Genomic DNA, 20,340 nt, shown 5'->3' on the forward strand with positions numbered 1-20,340 from the left:
CTGCGAGGGCCTGCCCAAGCTGGTGAGTCGTGCCGCCGACCGAGACCGTCGCCTGCCACGCGATCGGCGGATGGTCCGGGGCGGTGTGGCCTGGGATGCGTCGTGCGCATAACCGTCCGGGAGGGCCTGCTGTGCCTGCCGTTCTACCAGGACGGTGCCCATACAGATGCGTCTGTCCTGGTTCACTCTCGGGGCTGACCGGGTGACCCAAGGTAATTTTGGGCTGGTTGGCCGACGCGGCGAACGGGGCGCATGGCACAGAGCACGGGAAGCGGGGCGGCGATGACGGCGGACCAGGACGGCAGCGGCACGGCGGTGTGCGGGGAAACCGAACTGTCGGACAGTCTCCAGACGTTCGGGGCCGTCTTGAAGGCGTTGCGGGAGGCCGGAGGGTTCACGCAGGAGGAGCTCGCGGCTCGGGTGCGGTACTCGCCGGCGTACGTCGCGAAGATCGAGCAGGGCAGGCGGTTCCCACCGGAGACGCTGCCGGGGAAGGCGGGCGAGGCGCTCGGACCCGTCGCGGGCAAGGTTCTCGCGGCAGCCGCGAAGACCCTGCGGAGGAAGGCGGGGCTGGCGTCATGGTTCCTGCAGTGGGCGGGGATCGAGGAAGAGGCGATCACGCTGTACGCCTACGAGTGCCGGGGGATCCCGGGGTTGTTGCAGCCGGAGGGATACATCCGAGCACTGTTCGAGCGGCAGTTGCCGCCGCTCACGCCGGACCAGATCGAACGGCAGGTGGCGGCTCGCACCGAACGGCAGCGGCTGTTGTCCGAACGCCCGAACACCGCCTTCAGCTTCATCATCGAGCAGTGCATCTTTGAGCGGCACGTGGGTGGGACGGCTGTCACCAAGGCCGTCATCGACCACCTTCTTGAGCTTGGGCGGCGCACGAACATTGAGATCCAGGTCATGCCGACGCGGCAGGAGGATCACACGGGGGTCGATGGTCAGATGTACTTGGCGGAGAGTGCTGGTAACCAGTGGTTCGGTTACGTCGAGGGACACCGGTCGAGTGCCCTGATCACCGCTCCCGGCGAAGTCAGCATCCTGCTCCAGCGCTATGGCAAGCTGCGTTCCCAGGCCCTGGATTGCCGGGCTACGGTGGGCTTGCTGGAACAGATGCGAGGAGTGCTATGAGCACCACGGAAGACCTGAGCTGGTTCAAGAGCAGCTACAGCGGTGGCGACGGTGACAATTGCATCGAGGTCGCGCTGGGCGCCGAAGCAGTCCGCGTCCGGGACTCCAAGGACCTCGACAGCGATTCGTTCGCCGTCGCACCTGGCGCCTGGGCAGCTTTCACCGCGCACGTGTCGGGTGCCTGACCGGCGTCTGTGAGGCGGCGGATCAGCCACCTCACAGACGCACGGTTCAGTCGGACTCTGCGGAGGCCGCTGCCTTCTTCTTCGGGGCAGCGGCCTTCTTCGCGCGGGTGGCGGGGGCGGGGCGCCAGGCGCGCAACGTGTCGTCGCTCAGGCCGAGCTCGCCCTGCTTCTGCTGGCGGAAGGCGAGGATCTCGGCGGCAGGGGAGGCGCTGAAGTCGGCGTCGTACTCGCCGTACCACTGCTCCAGCCAGGGCTGGAGCTCCAGCAGGCCGGCCAGGAACGGCACGATCTCCTCGTTGCCGAGACCGGCGGTCTGGATGTACGAGGCGAGCGCGAGCGCCTGCTCCAGGTGGTCCCAGCCGGCCCACCCGTACAGCTCAGGCGACTGCGCGTTCACCGTGCCGTACGAGACGAACCGTTCCTTGGGCACGTCGAGCTTGCCCCGGGCTCGCCAGTAACTGGGCTTGAGGAAGTCTGCGGACGTGTACTTCGGCGGTACGGGCGTCCGCTCCCGGATCTTCCGCTTGGCTGGCTCGTCCGGTGCGGCGTCCTCCTCCCGCTGGAGATCCCAGACATGCTCCCAGTCGGCCCGCTTCTTGAGCGCGGCGGGCTTGTAGCGAAGGGCCGAAACGAAGGGGACGTGCTCCTCGGAGAGCAGATCGCGGACGGTCTTGGCGAGGTCCTGCCGGGGTGCGTAGAGGTCGGCAACGGAGGTGAAGTCCTCATCGGCGGAGAGGGCTTCAGTCAGGCGGGCGAGGGTGGTGACAGTGGGGTTGTCGTTCGCGTCGAACCAGTAGGTGCGGTTCTCGATGCGATCGAGCAGCCAGGACTTCAGCGCCTTCTGCCGCATCGAGTCCCACCCCTCGGTTGCCCAGCGCCGCTTGTACTCCGGGCGCTCGATCATGCCGATGGCACGGTTCGACTCGATGACATCGATGCGCTTCTGGACAAGAGCGCGGTAGTCCTCGGGCCAGTGAGTGGGAATCTCGGTGATGGGGGTGGACCCGTGCCGCTTGAACCATTCGCCGCTGGCCTCGCCGACAGCGACGCGGCGCGCGAGCACGATCTCGAAGGCGCGCTCACCGAGGGCAAGTTCGGGCACAGCGGAGGAGTCAGGCAGGCGCAGGTCCTCTGAGTTCAGGTTGTAGAGGGAGTACACCTGCCAGTCGAGTTCCTCCTGGAGGGCGATCATTCGGGCGCGGGTGGAGGCGTAGCGGGTTTCGGCCTCACGGAGAGTAGGGGCGGCGGGGGTGGCTTGTGTCGCGAGGGCGGCGGGGGTTGCGGCGGAGAGCTGCTGGGCGAGATTGTCGATCTTGATGGCCAGAGTGGTGGGAAACTCGACAGGAAGGGGAAAGTTTTGCAGCTTGGTTCCGGTGAACTCATAGAACTGTTCCCAGAGTTCCGTTTTGATTCCCGACTGGTGCCCCTCGGTTCCCTTGCTGTGGCTCACCATTTTGAGCCACAGCCCCGCCGTCGAGCTGTTGAGCAGTCCGAGGAGTTCCGCGTGATTCTCGTCGGTTGCGCCATCCCGGAGAGTTACTACAGGTGCGTGACGGTTGTAGACGCGTCCTGGCCCGGCCATGGCGAAATGGTTATGTGTCGCAACGAAAGGGAACGTGATCAGGGACTTTGCTCGTAGGCGTGAGGGAATCTCAAACGAGTAGTTCGACCAGGGAAGGCCCCGTTCTTCCTTGGTCTTTGAGAAAACCAAGCTTCGTCGAAGGAGGGTTCGGCCCGGCCAAAGGGTTCGGGCCTCAAGGGAGAGGCGTTGCTGCGCGGTGCCATCGGGAGCAAAAATGGCATTTGCGGCCAGATGGCAGCACCAGTCGCGCACTTGGTCGCCTGTGACGAAGGGGCGCGCGGGTACTGGACGGGCGTTCAGCCAAGTTGCCCCAGGGCTTTCGTACACGAACAGGGCGTCGTCGCCGGTAAAGGCTGCAATTCCGATAGACTCGACCGATTCCGAGATCGTCTTGGTAGATTTTTTGGAGATCTGATCAAGCATTTCCTGGCCACTGTCAGTGAGCACCCATGGCTGATTTTGGAAGTAGCGATCTCGCTCCAATTCGCCCACGGATACCCACTGGCTGGTCGATCCAGGCTCGTCGATCTGATTCGTGATGGCCCGCCAAACCACCCCGTCCTCTGCGTTCTCCGGCGTGCTCGGCTCGCCTTGAACGCTTCGGGCGGTTCGGACCGTCGTTGATCGAGTGTTACCGTCATTCGGTTTGCCTACCAAGATAACAGTCGGAGTTCCATGGCCTGGGATGAAAGCTCCTGAAGTGTCGATCACCTCAGTAAGCTCGGCTTTACTCCTGAAGAAGTCATCGATAAGCTTGGTTCCAAATTCACGCTTCATGAAGGAGTTTGCGGTGATCTGGCCGACCATGCCACGGTGGTCTCCGTTACGCTTGCCCCGCTTGGCCAGTTCAAAGAATCGCTGCATGAAGGGAACGGACAGCGCGTACTTACCTGAGCAGGCGTTATAAAGTCTCCGGTACAGCTCGTTGAGCTTTTTGTCCTTGACCGTGATGTACGGCGGGTTCCCCACCACCACGTGGTACCGCCCCTGCTGCAGAATTCCCGGGTACTCGTGCACGTCCTCCGTCGCGTACGAGAACTCCGCCAGCGGGTCACCAGGCGCGCCCTCCTCCCCGAGCCCCAGCTGCAGCTCCAACTGCCTGTCCTTGATGAGCGAGTCGCCCACCGCCAACTGGATTGGCCACTCGTAGTCCCGCGCCGCCGCGAACGTCCGCATCCCGCTCGCCGCCATCGCTGCAACGAGCAACCGGAACCGCGCCACCGCCACCGCGAACGGGTTGAGGTCCACCCCGTGCACTGATTCCAGCGCCGCCCGCACTCGCTCGTACGCACCGACCTCCGGCCGCTCCTCGGCCCACAACCGCACCATCCGCCGGAATGCCCCCAGCACAAAGTGCCCCGACCCGCACGTCGGGTCGATCATCTTCAGCTCTTCGAAGCCGAACTCCCGCACCGCAGGCGTCATCGTCCGGTCGAGGATGAACTCCTCCACGAACTCCGGGGTCTGGAGCAGCGCGTACGTCTTTCGCGCCGCCTCGCTCAGGTCCTGGTACAGGTCGCCCAGGAACCGGGTGTCCCAGCCCTCCGTGCCGTCCTCGCTCAGCGGGTCGGTGAAGTCGTGCACCAGCACCGACGTGTTGCCGGAGCCCTCCTCGCCCTCCACCGACTTCTGCTCCCGCCAGAACGCCAGCAGCGCTCCCGCCCCGTCGTGCGACAGCGGAATCTGGTACAGCGGGTTGTGGTCCTGGTCGAACAGCAGCCGTCCCGCCTGCCCTGCGCCCAGCTCTGCGAACGCCCTCTCCAGCCACCCGCGATACGTCGGGTTGGCGTCCTCCGCCATGTACTCCTCGTACCGCGCCTGGGCGACCTCCCGCCCCGCCACCTCCGGCGCGGTGATGTACGGCTCCGCGATCAGCTGGTTGTCCTCGCTGAACCGGACGAACACCGTGCCGAGCACCCATGCCACCGCGACCTGCGTGACCCGCTCCCCGAGCCAGGAGTTCCAGGTCGCCGCCGTCCGCCCGAGCTTCTTCGCCTGGTCGTACTCGCCGCGCAGCCGTGCCCCGACCTTCGGAACGGCCTTGACCTGTGTGTCCAGGTCGGTCTCTGCCGCCTTCACCTGCTTCTGCAGGTCGCTGAGGAGGCTCTTGCGGTCGATCACGGACTGCTCCCGAAGTGGTGACTGGGTGGTGGAAGGCGAGACGAGAAGGATAGAGAAGGGACGGCGATCCGCCGTACGTCAGGCGGCGTCCGGCGGCAGGTGCTTCCGCGCCACCCACGCGTCCGGCACGACGATCCATTCGTCGAACCCGGCCTGGTACGACACGTTCTGCCCGGCCAGCCTCGGCGCGCGCGCCGGGTCGGACTGGGCGACCAGCAGCCACAGCGGGCTGCCGCCCTGCCGGGACTCCTCTGCGAGTCGACCCAGGAGGTCGAAGGCGTCGTAGCGGGCGAGCGCGGCCGTGTCGGTGAGCAGCAGCGGACCGCCGGCCTGGGCCAGACGCTCGCGAAGGAGCGGCTCGACGCGTCCCCACGCCTTGTCCGTACGGACCCGCAGCTGCTGGTGGTGCCGGGTGCCCGCTTCGGCGGCGTCCGCCTTGAGGACGGTCTCCCAGGTCGGCTTGGCCGCCTCGGCGATCACGGCGCGCAGCTCGGCCAGGAACAGCTCGGTCACCGAGACGACCGCCGCCCCGTAGGGCGGGTCGGCCAGCCGTCGTACCGCCGTCTCGGCGCCCTGCTGCGGCACGGTCAGGACTCGGAACCCGTCCTGCCGCGCCGAGTGCACGAGCCGCTGCTCGGCCTTCACCGCCGCCGCGACCGCCGCGTCCGCGTCGTACTGCGTCGGCGCGGCCCGCCGCGCCGACGAGGTCGCACCCCAACTCGCCGAGGTCAGCCCGCCGGTGAACTCCCCGGCGGGCAGCTCCGGGACGAGCCGGAGGGTCTTGTCGTAGCGGGTCGCCAGCTTCAGCTCGAAGCCGGCCTCCTTCAGCAACCGCACCAGCGCGCTGCCGTCCGGCAGTTCGCGCGGAACGAGGGGATCGTCGCCCAGGTCGGGGAAGCGGGTCGCGACCCGCTTGTGCAGCGCGTCGACGGTCAGTCCTGGCTGGCGCTCCTCCTCGACGCCCGGTTGCACGGCGACCACCCCGGCCTGGGTGATCCGCAGCGCGCGCACGAGGTCCAGATCGCGCGGATAGATCTCCAGGCGGGGTGTGAGCGCGGCCCCCGGGGACGCCGCGACCGCGATCTCGGCCGTCCGCCGCTCGTCCCAGCCGAGCGTCCCCGGCGGCTGCCGGATCGCGGCCAGCTTGGTGAGGACCGTGCTCGCCGTCGGCAAGGACTCCAGACCCGCCAGCTCGTCCGCCTGCGCGCCCAGCTTGAGCGCGTACTCGCGGAGCGCCGGCAGGGTCGGGGTGTCCGCTCCGTCGTCACCGTCCTCCCCGTCGCGGACGTCGATGACGATCAAGCCGAGCACCGGGTCGGCGCCCTTGGGCAGCCGGGCGTGGAAGTAACGGAACCGCGGCGGCGTCTCCTCGATCTGCTCCCGGAACTGCTCCCGCTCCACCACCGCACGCAGCAGCGACAGCGCCAGCGCGCGCCGGTCCCGACGCTTCGCCACCTTGCTGCCGCGCTGCGCGAGCAGCGCGTCGGCGAGTTCCAGCACCGGCACGACCCGGCCGCGCTCGGCGACCAGCTCGACCAGGTCGTCGCTCAGCGGCCCCAGCGCGGCATCGCGGTACCAGCGTTCGCGCGCCTTCTTCACGATCTGCGGGATGCGGCCCACGGTGAGGCCGAGGGCCTTGGCGACGTCCGCCTGCCGGACCCAGGGCAGCCCCTCGGGCAGCTCGCCGTTGTCGTCGGGAAGCCGGAGCAGCAGCCGGACAGCCTCGCGCTCCGTCGCGTTGGAACGGGCGTTGCCGCTCGACGGGCGCGGCACCAAGCGGGAGGCGAGGGCGTCCAGGCTCAACCCGCGCAGCACCTCCTGGCCGGTCTCGCCGCCGTCCGCCGCGACCGACTCGGCGACCGCCTGCTCCAGCTCGGTGGCCTCCTCGCGGGCGGCCTTGAGCGCCTCGTTGCTCATCGGCGCCGGCGTTCTGCCGAGCCGCAGGTTCCACTGCTTCTGCCGGTTCTGGATCTCGGTGCGGGTCCGGGCGCCCATGCCCGGCGCCGTCAGGAATTTCCGCACCGAGTAGTCGAGGACGTCCCCCACGGTGTTCAGGCCCAGGTCGAACAGCTGGGACTGCGCCGCCTGCGTCAGGCCCGCCACCGACAGCGGTGTGGAACGGTCGGCCTGCTCGGCCTGCTTGTCGCGGATCTCCTCGGCCGAGGCGTCGTCGTCGCTCTGGCCGATCCGCGGCGCAGCGCCCTCCACTGCCGCCGTCGTGTTGCCGTGCCCGGAGCTCGGCGCCGTCGTCCGCCGGGCGTCCAGGAAGATCGCGTTCCAGGCGCGCACCATCGGCTTCAGGTCCGGGAAGCGGTCCTTCACGTCCCGGGCCAGGGCCTTGCGGAAGAAGGCCACCAGGCCGTCCCGGACCGGGTCGTCGAAGGCGTCGGCCACCAAGTCCGGGTACGGCCACTTCTTCGCATCCGTCTGGCGGGGCGTGACCGATCCGTCGCCCCAGCGGGGCAGCTCGCGGGAGGCCATCTCGTGCAGCGTGACGGCCAGCGCGTACCGCTCGGCGTGGCCGTCGTACGAACTGCGTGTGATGACGCCGACGAAGGGGTCGAGATAGCCCTCGGTGCCCGCCTCGATCTCCTTCGCGGGATATCCGGCCAGCGAGAAGTCGATCAGCACGAGCTGGCGGGTGCCGTTGGGACGGATCCGGATCGCGATGTTGTCCGGCTTCAGGTCCCGGTGCCAGATGCCCTCCGCCTCCAGGTGCTCCACCGCGCCGAACAGATACGTCCCGTACGCCTCCAGCTGGTCCATCCGGAGGCGGCCGTAGTCCCGCAGCTGACGGGCGACGGTCTCCTCGCGCCGGTGTGCGGGCTTGCCCGTGCCCTCCGTATCCAGGGCGCGGCTGTCACCCACGTACTCCAGGGCGAGCACCCGGCGGCCCGCGAGGGTCAGCGGTTCCCGCTCGTACAGCGCGATGATGCTGGAATCCCGGTGGATCCGGGCCAGGACATCGGCCTCCCGGTCGAGCACCACGTGCTTCGCCTCGCTGAGCGCGACCTTGAGCACCGCAACCGGCAGGCTGCCACTGCGACGCGGCTCGCCCGCCAGGTCGCGGACCAGGAACGCCCGCGCGGTCGAGCCCGTGCCGAGCCGGCGCAGGACCTCCCAGCGCCCGGCGAGCAGATCACCGGCGCCGGCCTCCAGCGGGTCCTTCTCCGGATCGGTCTGCTCGCCGCCGGCCGCCGAGGCCGGGGCAGCGCCGGAAGCCGAGTCGCCGTCCGCGGCGTCCTTGACGTCCTTGGCGGCGAACGACTCCTCGACGAACTCCAGCATCTCCAGGAAGTCATCGACGGTCGAGAGCCGGCGGCTCGGCTCGTACGCGGTGGACGCCTCCACCAGGTCGTCGATGTCGGGATCGAGGCCGTCCACCAGCGCGCTCGGGGCGAGCGTCTCACCCGCCTCCAGGCGGGCCAGGACCTCAGCCTGGGTCGCACCCGGCGGCTGCCCGGTGACCAGGAGGTACGTGAGCACGCCGAGCCCGTACACGTCGAGCCGGACCGGGTCCGCCTTCGGGATCCGCAGCTCGGGTGCCAGATACGGGTCGGTCTGCTGGGAGAGGTGCACCCCGGAGACGCCGGAGGTGGCGTGCGGCAGCGGCTTGCCCTGGCTGCCGCTGTGGCCGGAGGCGATCTGCCAGTCCGCGATCTGCAGCCGGGGGCTCAGCCAGCGCTGCTCCTCGCTCAGCTCGTGCCCACGCGGACCGCGGTTGCGCGGGATCACGTGCACCGCGTGCGCCGCCAGCGTGCGGTGATGCAGTCGCTTGGAGTGCGCGGAACGGAGCGTCTCGGCGAGCTGGCGGACCAGCGCGAGACGGCCGGGCAGGTCGAGGCGCTCGCCGTGCTCCACCAGGTAGTCGTCGAGCCTGACGGTCTCCGGGTGGTAGTCGAAGAGGATGGTCGGGCCCGCGGGGTGTCCTGACGGCAGGTAGCTCTTCAGCTGGACGGCCCCCGGGTGCCGGAACCGGTTGAGCACCGCGGCCTCACGCGCGGCGGCCTTCTCCACCGAGGCGCGCGCTGCGTCCGAAGCACCCCGTTCGCTGAGGAAGACCCGCACCCGTGCCAGATCGTGCAGCTGGGTGTGACGCCCCAGGTAGTCGGCCCAGGTCGGACCGGAGTCGAACGACTTCGACTCCAGGAGGTACGACCCCACCTCGTGCTGACGTCGGACGGGAGCGATGTGGAGCTTCTTGAGGGCCGCGTCGACCCGGAGCGAGACCGCGGCGGTCACCTGCCCCCGGTCGCCCTCCGGGGGACGAGCGAGCATCTCCACCAGCTGCCTGATCGTGAAGACGCCGTTCAGGTCGGCGCTCGCCAGATTCACCCGGAGCTTGTCGTGGGTGAAGCAGACCGCCTCACCCACCCAGATCCCCGGCTGTCTACGGGCGCCCTTCTCGACGCCCTTGATCAGGCCCGCCAGCTCCTTGGCCTTCTTGTTGGTCAAATGCAACGGGTTGCCGTGCCGGCGCTGGGCGCCGCTGAGTTTCGTCTGCACCCAGCTGCTCCCACCACCGCTCACCGACCCGTGCCAGTCCTTCAGCTCGATCAGGAACACACCGGCCGGCGCGGTGACCATGAGATCGACCTCGCGGACGTGCCCCCTGTCCGCCGTGAAGGTGAAGTTCGACCAGGCACGCCAGGGCTCCTCGTTCGGCAGGAGCCTCCGGATGGCCTCAAGACCGCGGCGCTCGTGCTCGAACTCGGACTCGGTGACCGTCGTCCACCGGCCATCCTCCATGCGGCTCCCGCCCCGTGTCAGCTCATGTCCGTGCGCGCCGGTCGCCTGCTTGCTGGTGCGTCCCGGGCCGCCCGGCCGAATTCCCGGAAGAAATCCTAGACGGTGACACCGACAGCCAGCGGTCCAGAAGCGACAGCGGCCGCACAGCGGCAGGCCAGGGAGCGGACGCCCGACCGCTGCGGCGACGTCGGCGGAGAGGCCGGGAACGGCCCGCTGCGAACTCGCGCTGCCTACAGCATGGTGGCGCATCATCTGCCCGTGGCTCCACTCGCGCGAACCGTCCTACCGACGGTGTCCTTCCTCGTCGCGAGTGTGCGGGTGGCGACGGCACCCTCGCCGAGGCCGACACCGCCGTTCGTGCCCCGGGTGTCGGTGTCTCCCTCTACGGTGGGGTGAGACAGGTGGAGAGACGAGGGGCGAGGGACGTGCGCAGGGTTCCGCCGGAGATGTTCCGGTTCACCACGGTGGAGAGGTCCGACCTCTACAGCGCCGTGGTGGAAGTCTTCGGCGTCGCAGGTGAACACCTGGAGACCGCCCTGGGACTCGACACCGTGCGGGAGCGGCTGCGCGGGGCCGGCTGGCTGGCCGCCGTGGAGGACGAGGAACTGCACGACGTTCTCCGGAAGCTCGTGCAGTGGGGCCTCCTGGACGTGGTGCACAACCACGCGGAGAACTACCGGACGGCAGAAGAGTACGAACGACGCAATCTCCAGTACTCGTTGACCCGCCGAGGCGAGGCCGCTCTCACGGCGGTGCGGCACGCACTCGACGCCCTCGCCTCCACGGGGGCGCTGCAGACGGCGGTGCTGGAGGCGATCGCCGACCGGCTCGACGAGCTGTGTCTCCTCGCGGAGAAACCCGCCTCGGCCGATCGGCGGATCTTCACCACGCTCCGCGAGCTGGAGGGGCATCTGGACGCTCTGGTCGAGAACACCAAGGCGTTCAACGCGGAGCTGCAGCGTCTCCTGCGGGCCGAGGGCGCGGACCCGGAGGTGTTCCGAGAGGTCAAGGCGGCCACCGTCGCCTACTTGCAGGAGTTCCTGGTCAACCTCGACCGGCGCGGGCAGACGGTCGGCGCCGCCGTGGCCCGCGCCGAACAGCGGGACGTGCCCGCCCTGCAGGAAAGGGCGTTGCGAGGGGCGGAGCTCCCGCCCGTGGCCGGCGAGGATCCCGCGGCCGGCTGGTTGGAGAGCAGGCGAGCGCGGTGGGAGGGGCTCCGCGCGTGGTTTGTCGAGGACGGAGGCGCACGCCCCCGGATCGAGCAGCTCCACGACATCGCCAGGCGCGCCATCGTGTCGCTCCTGCAGGTGCTGGAACGGATCAACGAATCCCGACGCCGCTCCTCCAGCGCGGTACAGGACTTCCGGGAGCTGGCACGCTGGTTCGCGGCTGCCCCCGCCGAGGACGACCTCCATCGGCTGTGGTCGGCGGCGTTCGGTCTCGGGTCGGCGCGTCACGCCCATCTCGCCCACCCCGACCCCGAGCTGATCCCGCCGTCCGAGAGCTGGGCCCAGTCCCCGCCGGTCGAGGTGTCGGCGCTGCTGCGGAGCAGCGGCCGGACCGAGCGGTTCACCCGCACGGCCAGAGTGCGGGACGTCGCGGCCGTCAGAGCCGAGCGTGCCGAGCGCGCTCGTGCCGAGCGGGCCGAACTGGCCCTCGCCTGGGAGGTCCTGGAGACCGACGGCCCCGTACGGCTGTCCGCCTTCGGGACTCTGGAGCCCGCCGTCTTCGACAGGCTGCTCGACCTCGTGGGCCGTGCCCTCGCCTCGAGGCCGTCCGCCGACGGTTCCAGGCGAGCCACGACGGGAGACGGCCGGGTGGAGATTGTCCTGATGCCACCTCCGGACGAGCGCAGGGCGGTGCTGCGCACAGCGAAGGGCGCTCTCACCGGGCCGGACTACGTCGTCCATGTCACCGCGGCCGGGGCCGCGCGCCTTCCGTCCCCACCACCCCCCGCGCCGCGGGGGGTGGTGGTGTGAGCACGCTGGCCAATCAACTCGCCGCCGCGGAGCGGGAGGAGGTCGCCCGAGCCGTTCGGCTCCTGCTGGCCCGGCCGCTGCTCACGGCGACGGCCGATCCGTCGGGGTTCGAGCTGGTACGTCGCCGACGCGTGCCGTTGGCCCGGTGGTTCGACTACGCCGTCGGCTGGAGCCTGGTCGTGGAGCCTCGTCGAGGCTACGCGCGGCTCGCCAAGGTGCGGGCCGATCCGGACGGCTCCCGCCCGGCCCGGAGGCCCCGCTCCGGACGGGCGCCGTTCGACCGGCAGCGGTACGTGCTGCTGTGCGTCACGGCGGCGGAGCTGTTGCAGGTGCCGATGACGACCATCGGCATGCTGGCCGACCGCGTCGTGCAGGCCACGGCGGCTGACCGGGCGCTCGCCGCGTTCGACCCGGTCCGGAAGCCACAGCGGATGGCGTTTGTCGATGTGCTGAAGCTGTTGGAGAAGTACGAGGTGCTGCGTGCGGTGGACGGTTCGACCGACGCCTATGTCACCTCGGCGGACGCCAAGGTCCTCTACCGGGTCGACGCGACACTGCTGCTGCGGTTGAGCGCCGCACCGGTGGGCGCGTCCCGGCTCGCCGTTCCGTGGGAGGAGGTGCCCGGACGGTTCGAGGAGTTGCTCGCCGGCCTGGTACGGGAACGCCGGTACGGTGCCGCGGTGGTTGACGACGCCACCGAGGCGGAGCAGGGGGAGAGCGCCGCCACCGAGGCGCAACGCAACCTGAGGTTGCGGCACTCCGTCCTGCGTCGGCTCTTCGATGACCCCGTGGTGTACCGGACGGACCTCAGTGAGGAGGAGCTGGGTTACGTCGGCTCACTGACCGGGCGCCAGATCCTGCTGCGGACGGTGGAGCAGGCCGGTTTCGTGCTGGAGGAGCGCGCGGAGGGCTTTCTGCTGGTGGACCCGGACGGGATCGCCACCGACACGCGATTCCCCGACGACGGGTCCACCGCCAGGGTTGCCGCGCTGCTGCTGCTGGAGCCACTGTGTGCCGCCCCCGCCGGGCTGCTGCCCGAGCAGCTCGCGGAGGCCGGAGCGGGATGGTTGCGTCGCTTCCCGCGCTGGGCCAAGGCCTACCGGTCCGAGGAGGGAGCGGTGCGATTGGCCGAGGACGCGGTGGCGGTTCTCCGGGACGTCGGCCTGGCCGGCCTGGTCGAGGGCCGGGTGGTGGCCCGCCCGGCCGCCCACCGGTATCGCCTGGCAGAGGCGGCCGCACCGGATCGGGACGACGGGTGGTGACCGGGGCTGTGGGCTGCGGTGAGCGGCCGGGCCCGTGTCCCACGGCAGTAGCATCGACGGAGGGTGACGAGGAGTGGGTGTGACAGCGATCCCGGCCCAGGGGCAGCCGGAGCACGTAGGGGTGCGGGCGCCGGCCGCGGAAGCCGGTCGCGTCCGCTGGCAACCGCACCGCGCCGGCGTCCTCAACGTCTGGCGCTACTACGACGAGACGTTCACCTTCCACGACGGACGCCTGCTGCTGCGGGGGCAGAACGGGTCGGGCAAGTCCAAGGCCCTCGAACTCCTCCTGCCCTTCCTCTTCGACGCCAGTCTGCGTCCCAACCGGCTCTCCACATTCGGCGGTTCGGAACGCACCATGCACTGGAACCTGATCGGCGAAGGTGCTACGGGCAAGACCCGCGTGGGGTACGTCTGGATGGAGTTCCGCCGCTTCGACGACGACGGCGGCGAGCAGTGGTTCGGGTGCGGGGCTCGCCTGCAGGCGAGCGTGCACACCACCGGCGTGCAGGCCGACTACTTCACCACCCGCTCCCGGATCGCGGCTCCGGGAGGTGTAGCGCTCGTCAACGACGCGGGACAGCCGCTGACCCGCGCAGCTCTGGTCGACGCGGTGGGTGACCATGGGGAGGTGCACGCATCGGCCGGCGATCATCGTGCGGCCGTCCGGCGGGAGCTGTTCGACGGCATGGGGGAGCAGCGGTACGAGTCGTTGCTGTCCGCCCTGCTCCAGCTGCGGCAGCCCAAGTTGTCGGAGCGCCTCGACCCCGCGTTGCTCTCCACCCTGCTCTCCCGTGCGCTTCCACCCCTGGGGGAGGGGGAGGTCGCCGAGCTCGCGGAGGGGTTCGAGCGGCTGGACCGCCAGCGTGAGCACCTCAGGCGACTCGACGACGAAGTCGCGGCGGCTTCGGCGGTCGCCGCCCGGCAACGCGCCTACGCACAGCGCGTGCTGCGGGCGGGTGCGGCCGTGCTGATCTCCGCGACAACGGAGATGGACGACCTCACCCGCGCGGCGCGCCGGAGTTCCGAGGAGCTACGGGAGGCCCTGACGGAACGGGACTCCGTCGGGGAGCGACGCCGGGAACGGGAGCTGACCGAGGTGGCGCTGGAGGAGACGGTGCGCACGCTGGTCGACAGTGACGAGTTCCGGCACGGGAAGGGACTCGACCGGCTTCTCCGGAGTGCGCAGGAGGCGGAGAGGCGCGCTCGGACACAGCACGAGGAGGCACAGGTCGCCGGGGCCGCAGCGGGGGAGGACGAGCGGCACGCCGAGGCGGCGGCCACCCGGGCGGAAGCCCTCGACCAGCACGCTCGCGAAGCAGCCGTGGCCGCGGGCAGGTCGGCCCGGGCCGCGGGGGTGGAGTCGATCCACCACGAGATGAGCGTGCTGCTGGGGGCGTCCCACCCCCCGGAGAAAGGCGCGGCCGGTCGGAGCGAGGAAGGTGTCGAGGACGGCCCCGCCGATGCCTCCGGCGGCCCTGCACCGGCCAGCAACGCGTCGCGCGAGGCGCGCGGACTGCTGCGGGGTGCCGTGACCGCCCGGCGCCAACAGCTCGCCCAGGTCGCCGGGGCGCTGGACGAGCACGAGCGGGCCGTACGGGACCGGGGCTCCGCCGAAGCGTTGGTGGAGAAGGCCCGCGGTCGGCTCGCCCACGTGATCACCCGGCGGGAGGAGGCGGCCGGCGCCTGGGAGTCGGCCCTGGCCGCGCAACAGGACCGGCTGCTCGCCTGGGCAGGTGGCTGTGCGGAACTGCGCTTTGCCGACCCCGAGGCGCCGGCGGCCGCCGCCGCGCACGAGGCCGAGGTGACCGCGCTGATCGAAGCCGCCGCGCGCCCGCTGGAACAGGAGCTGGCCACCGCGGAGGCCGCCGCCGACGCGACCGGCCGGGCGCTGCGGGAAGAGCGGGACCGGCGCGCTCAGGAACTCCGGCGGCTGAGGGAGGAGAAGGATCTGTCCCCACCGCTTCCCGCTCACCGCACCAGCGACCGGGCGACGGCGGCCGGCGCACCCCTGTGGCGCCTGGTCGCTTTCCGGGACGGCGTTCCCCTCGCCGTGCAGGCTGCGGTGGAGGCGGCGCTGGAGGCCTCGGGGCTCCTCGACGCCTGGGTCGACTCCCATCACGGGATCGTGCTGCCCGGCCACGACACCCGGGCCGAGGCGGCCTTGGCCGTGGCGGCCCCCGGGGCGAATCTCACGGAGGTACTGAGACCCGAGGAAGGCGCCTCGGTTCCCACCGAGGTGGTCGACCGCATCCTCTCCGGTATCGCCTACGGCACCTCGCTGCCCGGCGAGCACCCGGCCGAAGTCGCCGCCGACGGCGCCTGGCGACTGGCGCTCACCGCGGGAAGCTGGAGCAAACCGGAGCCGGTGTACATCGGCGCGCCGGCACGGGAGCGCGCCAGGCAACGCAGGATCGGCGAACTGGTCGGCGCTGTCAACGAGGTTGACGCGGCGCTCGACGCCCTCGCCGACCAGCGGCAGGAGCTCGGCAGCCGCCGAGCCCGGCTGGACGCGGACCGCGCGGCCCGACCGGACCACCGGGAGCTCGACGCCCGCCGTCGTGGCCTGGAACGCGCCGAGACCGAGGTGGCGGTCCACGACGACGCCGTCCGGGACACCGCGACCCGGCTGGCCGAGTCCGAAGCCGCGGTCGTGGCAGCGCTGCGCACCCTCGGGGCGCAGGGCGCAGCGCACCGGCTGCCGACCGACCGGGGCCGCCTCTCGGAGCTCTCCTCGGCGGTCGAGAACTTCCGGGACGCCGCCGACAGCTGGGTGGACGCACACCTCTCGGCCTCGGCCGCCGGCGGCAGGTCGCGTGACCTCGCCGAGCAGGCGGCTCGCTCGCGGCACGCCGCCCGGGAGCTGGACCGCGACGCCGCCGCAGCGGAGACCGAGGCGGTGGGGGCGAGAGCACGCTTCGAGACGGCCGACGCCACCGTCGGTGAGGACTATCGGAAGCGGCTCGCCCGGGTCCACGAGGCGCGCACCCAACTGGCGCGCTGCCGTGAGGAGGAACGTGAGGCGGCTGGTCGTCTCGTACGCCTGGAGGGCCGCATCGGGGGGCTGCGGGCGACCAGCGGCCGGGACGCCGAACTACGGGAGCAGGCCTTCGTGGCCAGGGACGCTGCGGCGCGCCGCTTTCGACACCTGTGTCTGGTGGGGTTCGCGCAGGACGCGGGGATCGCACCGGAGCTCGACGCCGAGGACGGGGCGCGAGCCACGCTGGAGTCCGCCCGCGCCGTGGCGGCGGCCTGGCCCACCGTGCCGCACGCGCCGCGGAACCTGGGCGACGCCGCGACGCGGCTCTCCGAAGCGGTCCACGAGGCCCGCCAGCGCCTCGGTGCCCGCGCGGACCTCGACCTCGAGCCCGACGAGGACAGTCAGCTGTTCACCGCCACCCTGGACGGGGTGCGCGTGGGCGCGAGCGGACTGCTCACCGCGCTCACGCAGGAGCGAGACCGCAGCAGTCAGGACATCACCTCCGCCGAGCAGCATCTGTTCGATCAGATCCTCACGGGTGACATCCGCCGCCATCTCGCCACCCGTATCCGCAGGGCCGGCGAACTGGTCGACCGGATGAACGGACATCTGGAACGGGTCCGCACCGCCTCCGACGTCGCCGTGCAGCTGGTCTGGGACGTCCGTCCGGATCTTCCCGAAGGGACCCGAACGGCCCGCCAGTTGCTCCTCAAGGATCCTGGACGGGTCGACACGGCGGACCGCGAGGCGTTGCACGCCTTCTTCCGTACCCGGATCGAGGAGGCCAAGAGCAGCGACACCGCTGCGAGTTGGGAGGAACAGCTCGCCCAGGTGCTCGACTACACCGCCTGGCACCGCTTCACCGTGCGGCTCGATCGGGCGAAGGGAGAAGGCTGGCAGCTGCTGACCAAGAAGCTGCACGGCGCGCTCTCGGGTGGCGAGAAGGCCATCGCCCTCCACCTGCCGCTGTTTGCCGCGGTCGCCGCGCACTACGAGGCTGTGACCTCGGCGCCCCGCCTCATCCTTCTCGACGAGGTCTTCGTGGGAGTGGACGCGGTCAACCGCGGTCAGGTCTTCGCGCTGCTGGCCGCTCTCGACCTCGATCTGATGGTCACCTCCGACCACGAGTGGTGCACCTACGGGGAGCTCCCCGGTATCGCGGTCCACCAGCTGCTGACCGACGGTGACGACGACGCGGTGACGAGCGCGCGGTTCGTGTGGAACGGCACCGATCTGGCGGCAGGATGACGCGCGCCGAGCCGGCCCCGGGGGAGTCTTCCCTCAGACGGCCCGAGCTCTCTTTCCTCTGGCAGGCGCTCCACCGCCGCCTGTCCTCAGGACGCACCGTGACGCGGGTACGTGTCGGGCCGCTCGACGAGGCGCAGCGCGAGGCCCTGGCGGATCTCCTGGGACTGGAACGCTTCCCGGGAGTCGACGCCTCGGTCGCGCTGGCCCGGCTGGAGACCGCCGTCTCCGAGCTGTCCGGGCGGTCGGTGCGGGAGACCGTCACCGAGCTCGTCGGGCCGCTCGGCGACCGCGCCGCGCAACGGAGCCGTGAGGGGGAGGATCGTGCTGAACTGTGGGCGTGGCTGGACGCGCACGCCACGGTGCGGGCCCGGCCCGCCCTGGCCGGCTGGGCCGGGGCGTGCCGGAGCACCGGTCTGATCGAGGGCTCGGTCGAGCGGACCCGCGCGCTGCTCGGCGACGCGCTGACGGTGCTCGCGGTGCTCCCGGCGGAGGCCGAACCGCTGCCCGTCATCGCCGCGCGAGCCCTGCGGGGTGATCCGCACGCACTCGACGACGGAACCCGCCTGTCCGCGCTGGTGCTACGTGCCCTGGCCGCGCTGTACGAGACGGCGGTGCCGGAGTCCGCGGCCGACCGGCGGGCGCTGTGGGCCCGTGCGGGGGTCGCGGACGACGACCTGTCGTCGACTGTTCTCGTCGGGGGACTCTGCCCGGTGGGAGCCGGCGCGCTCGCCCGGGTGACACGGGCGTGTGCCGAGGCCGGCCAGGCCGCCAGCGTGACTCTCGCCCAACTGCGTGCCCCCGGCGACTTCGCGCTTCCCCCGGGTTCGGCAGCGTTGGTTCACGTCGTGGAGAATCCGAGCATCCTCGCGCTGGCGGTACGGCGCTTCGGCCGGGACTGCCCGCCGCTCGTCTGCACCTCCGGCTGGCCCAACGGCGCCGCCGTGGCTCTGCTGCGGCTGCTGGCCGAACGCGGTGCGGCTCTCCGGTACCACGGAGACCTCGACGGGGAGGGCGTTCGCATCGCCGCGCACCTCTTCGACCGGACGGCTGCCAGGCCCTGGCGAATGGCGGTGGGAGACTACCGCGCGGCGGTGGCGCGGGCAGGGCACGGCCCCCCGCCCGGCCGGCTCACCGAGGCGCCCTGGGACCCCGTGCTGACGTCGGCCATGGCCGAGCACGGGATCGCCGTGGTCGAGGAGATGGTGGCGGACGTCCTGCTGACGGATCTGGCCGAGGCACTGGGGTGAGGAAACCGTGTCGGCCTCGTTGTTCACCGGCAGAGGCTCTCGGCGCCGGGCGCGTTAGGCCCCGCCGGACCGACGCACGGTGCAGGCGGACACCGCCCGCGCCCCCGGGCAGCGTCACTGCCGGGACTCGCCTCCTCCGCCCGCTCGGTCGTGGTTGCAGTGCCCGTCGAGTCCTGTGGAGAGAAAGCGCAGGGGACGGCCGGTCGGTGGAGGCGCTACGCAACAACGGCGAACTGGAGTGTCCCGGAAGGGCGTTCCTCCCGGAGGCTGCGTGGGCCCAGGGAACGGGGGCGGGGGCGACCGTGCAGGATGGCCTGCATGGTGGCGATCGTGCAGTGCTGGGATCATGAGGCCGACTTCCTCCGGCAGAAGGAAGATCTGTACGCCTTGCGGCGGTGGGACTGGAACTGGTCGTTCACCCGGCCGCGGGCCCCGTGGGCCAAAGGCAGGAGCCGCCGGCTGCTGCTGATCGCTGCGCGGGACGACGACGGGCAGATGTACGTCACGCACGTGGGGAAGTCCGTCCGAGGCAAGGCAGCGAAGGACCAGGACCAGCAGCTGACCGTCTCGCTGGTCTTCCGACTCGCCGAACCCTTGCGGCTCACCGAACTGCTGGCGGTGCTGGCACCCGTTCAACACCGTCGTCTGGCCGAGCAGGGCCACCAGACCGACGGGGTGAGCAAGGCGCTCCGCGATGGGCTGCTGAGACTGCGGCCGGCGGCCACCGAAGCGGTGAAGCTGATCGAAGGCGCGGTCGCCCCGTGGACGTTCGGCGAGAACCGCGCGGCGCAGGAAGTGGCGCTGCAACGCGACGCCACGCTGGGGGCGGCGAGGATGGCGGGGTTCGACGCCACGGAGCTCGCGGAGTGGGACCCGCCCGCGGGTGAGCTGGACGTCGATCGGCCACCTCCCACCTTCCTCGCACTGGCGGGTGGGCGCACCCGCCCCGCGCTGGAGGACCATCTCATCGCGCGCGACGCCGAGACGATGCTCGGATGGCTGAGCATCGAGACCTCCGATGTCGCCTGGCGCGAGTTCCGGGAGCACGGTCGGACGCTGCTGGTCGCCAACGCCAACCGGACACCTGCGGAGACCCTGCTGGGCTGCGACATCGTCTACTACAACGTGACCCGCGAATCGCTCGTCCTGGTCCAGTACAAGAAGCTCGACGCGGCACGCAAGGGCTTCTACTACCCGAGCAGCGACAGGCAGTTCGGCAAGGAACTGCGGCGCATGAAGGCACTGGACCGTTACGCCGCCCGGGTTGCGGGCGAGGAGGACGAACAGCGTCTTGACCCCAGCCCGAGCTGGGTGAAGCTCTGCCACCCGCAGTCGACGATGCGCCACACGAACGAAATGATCCACGGCATGTACTTCTCCCGGCGGCAGTTCGAGTCGCTGCGCCGCGACGCGCGGCTGCGGGACGGTCGGGGCGGCGCCGTGCGGTTCGGCTACCAGAATGTGCCCGGCTACCTGGACAACACCCTGTTTTCCCGGCTGGTGGAGTCGGGACAGATCGGAACCTCGGGGACCAGTACCGAGCTGGTGCGCCAGCAGGTGATCCGCACCTTCCGCGGGCAGCGCAACCTCGTGCTGGCGGCGCTCAGCGACGACACCCTGCCGCAGGCGGAGCGAAACCGCCGCCGCCGTGGCGGCGGCTGACTGCTGGGTGTCGGTGCCAGATTTCCCGGAGCCGGGGAGTCGAACTCCCCGCTCAGCGTTCCGCCGCTGAACCGGACGAGCGGAGGGCGGCCGGCGCGAGTGGGTCCGGGGGGAGGCCGACGACCACGTCGGCGCAGGGCCCCTTTGACGGCTTTGACGGCGCGGCGCCATTCCACGCGACCGCAGCCGGC

9 protein-coding genes are annotated in these 20,340 nt (G+C 70.8%); 7 read left to right on the forward strand and 2 right to left on the reverse strand.

Annotated elements, in window-relative coordinates; translation table 11 throughout:
* The first annotated feature begins 282 nt into the window (after window positions 1–282).
* Together HCJ92_RS02755 and HCJ92_RS02760 are read left to right on the forward strand one after the other, a co-directional pair.
* Entirely contained in the window at window positions 283–1,137 is an 855-nt protein-coding gene (locus tag HCJ92_RS02755) for a helix-turn-helix domain-containing protein (RefSeq protein WP_167931772.1), read from the forward strand.
* Window positions 1,134–1,322, forward strand: coding sequence for a DUF397 domain-containing protein (locus tag HCJ92_RS02760; protein WP_167931760.1), 189 nt, complete (start codon window positions 1,134–1,136; stop codon window positions 1,320–1,322). The genes HCJ92_RS02755 and HCJ92_RS02760 overlap by 4 nt, the downstream gene beginning before the upstream one ends.
* Window positions 1,323–1,368: 46 nt before the next feature.
* Here the strand turns inward: HCJ92_RS02760 and pglX are convergent, their stop codons facing one another.
* Both pglX and pglW read right to left on the reverse strand, forming a co-directional pair.
* A complete protein-coding gene (gene pglX, locus HCJ92_RS02765) occupies window positions 1,369–5,025 on the reverse strand; it encodes a BREX-2 system adenine-specific DNA-methyltransferase PglX (RefSeq protein ID WP_167931761.1) in 3,657 nt (1,218 codons plus the stop codon).
* 78 nt (window positions 5,026–5,103) lie between these two features.
* Window positions 5,104–9,774 (reverse strand): BREX system serine/threonine kinase PglW, encoded by a 4,671-nt coding sequence (gene pglW / locus HCJ92_RS02770; protein WP_167931762.1) that lies wholly within the window; start codon window positions 9,772–9,774, stop codon window positions 5,104–5,106.
* 446 nt (window positions 9,775–10,220) lie between these two features.
* Between pglW and HCJ92_RS02775 the strand changes: the two genes are divergently transcribed.
* From HCJ92_RS02775 to HCJ92_RS02795, 5 genes are all read left to right on the forward strand, one after another.
* Window positions 10,221–11,753: a TIGR02677 family protein gene (locus tag HCJ92_RS02775; protein WP_209310656.1), complete on the forward strand. Its 1,533-nt coding sequence runs from the start codon at window positions 10,221–10,223 to the stop codon at window positions 11,751–11,753.
* On the forward strand, window positions 11,750–13,015 hold the full coding sequence (locus HCJ92_RS02780; protein WP_167931764.1) for a TIGR02678 family protein: 1,266 nt from the start codon (window positions 11,750–11,752) through the stop codon (window positions 13,013–13,015). Before HCJ92_RS02775 ends, HCJ92_RS02780 begins: the two co-directional genes overlap by 4 nt.
* Before the next feature lie 73 nt (window positions 13,016–13,088).
* Entirely contained in the window at window positions 13,089–17,240 is a 4,152-nt protein-coding gene (locus HCJ92_RS02785; RefSeq protein ID WP_167931765.1) for a TIGR02680 family protein, read from the forward strand.
* Window positions 17,241–17,338: 98 nt separating this feature from the next.
* Window positions 17,339–18,487, forward strand: a complete 1,149-nt coding sequence (locus HCJ92_RS02790; protein WP_338053985.1) for a TIGR02679 family protein — start codon at window positions 17,339–17,341, stop codon at window positions 18,485–18,487.
* A 318-nt stretch (window positions 18,488–18,805) separates the two neighbouring features.
* Window positions 18,806–20,149 carry a hypothetical protein gene (locus HCJ92_RS02795; RefSeq protein WP_167931767.1) on the forward strand — a complete coding sequence of 448 codons (1,344 nt, stop codon included), beginning with the start codon at window positions 18,806–18,808 and terminating at the stop codon, window positions 20,147–20,149.
* Window positions 20,150–20,340 lie beyond the last annotated feature (191 nt).

Origin of the sequence: Streptomyces spiramenti, from assembly GCF_012034385.1 — a bacterium.
In the GTDB taxonomy this organism is placed as follows: Bacteria; Actinomycetota; Actinomycetes; order Streptomycetales; family Streptomycetaceae; genus Streptomyces; species Streptomyces spiramenti.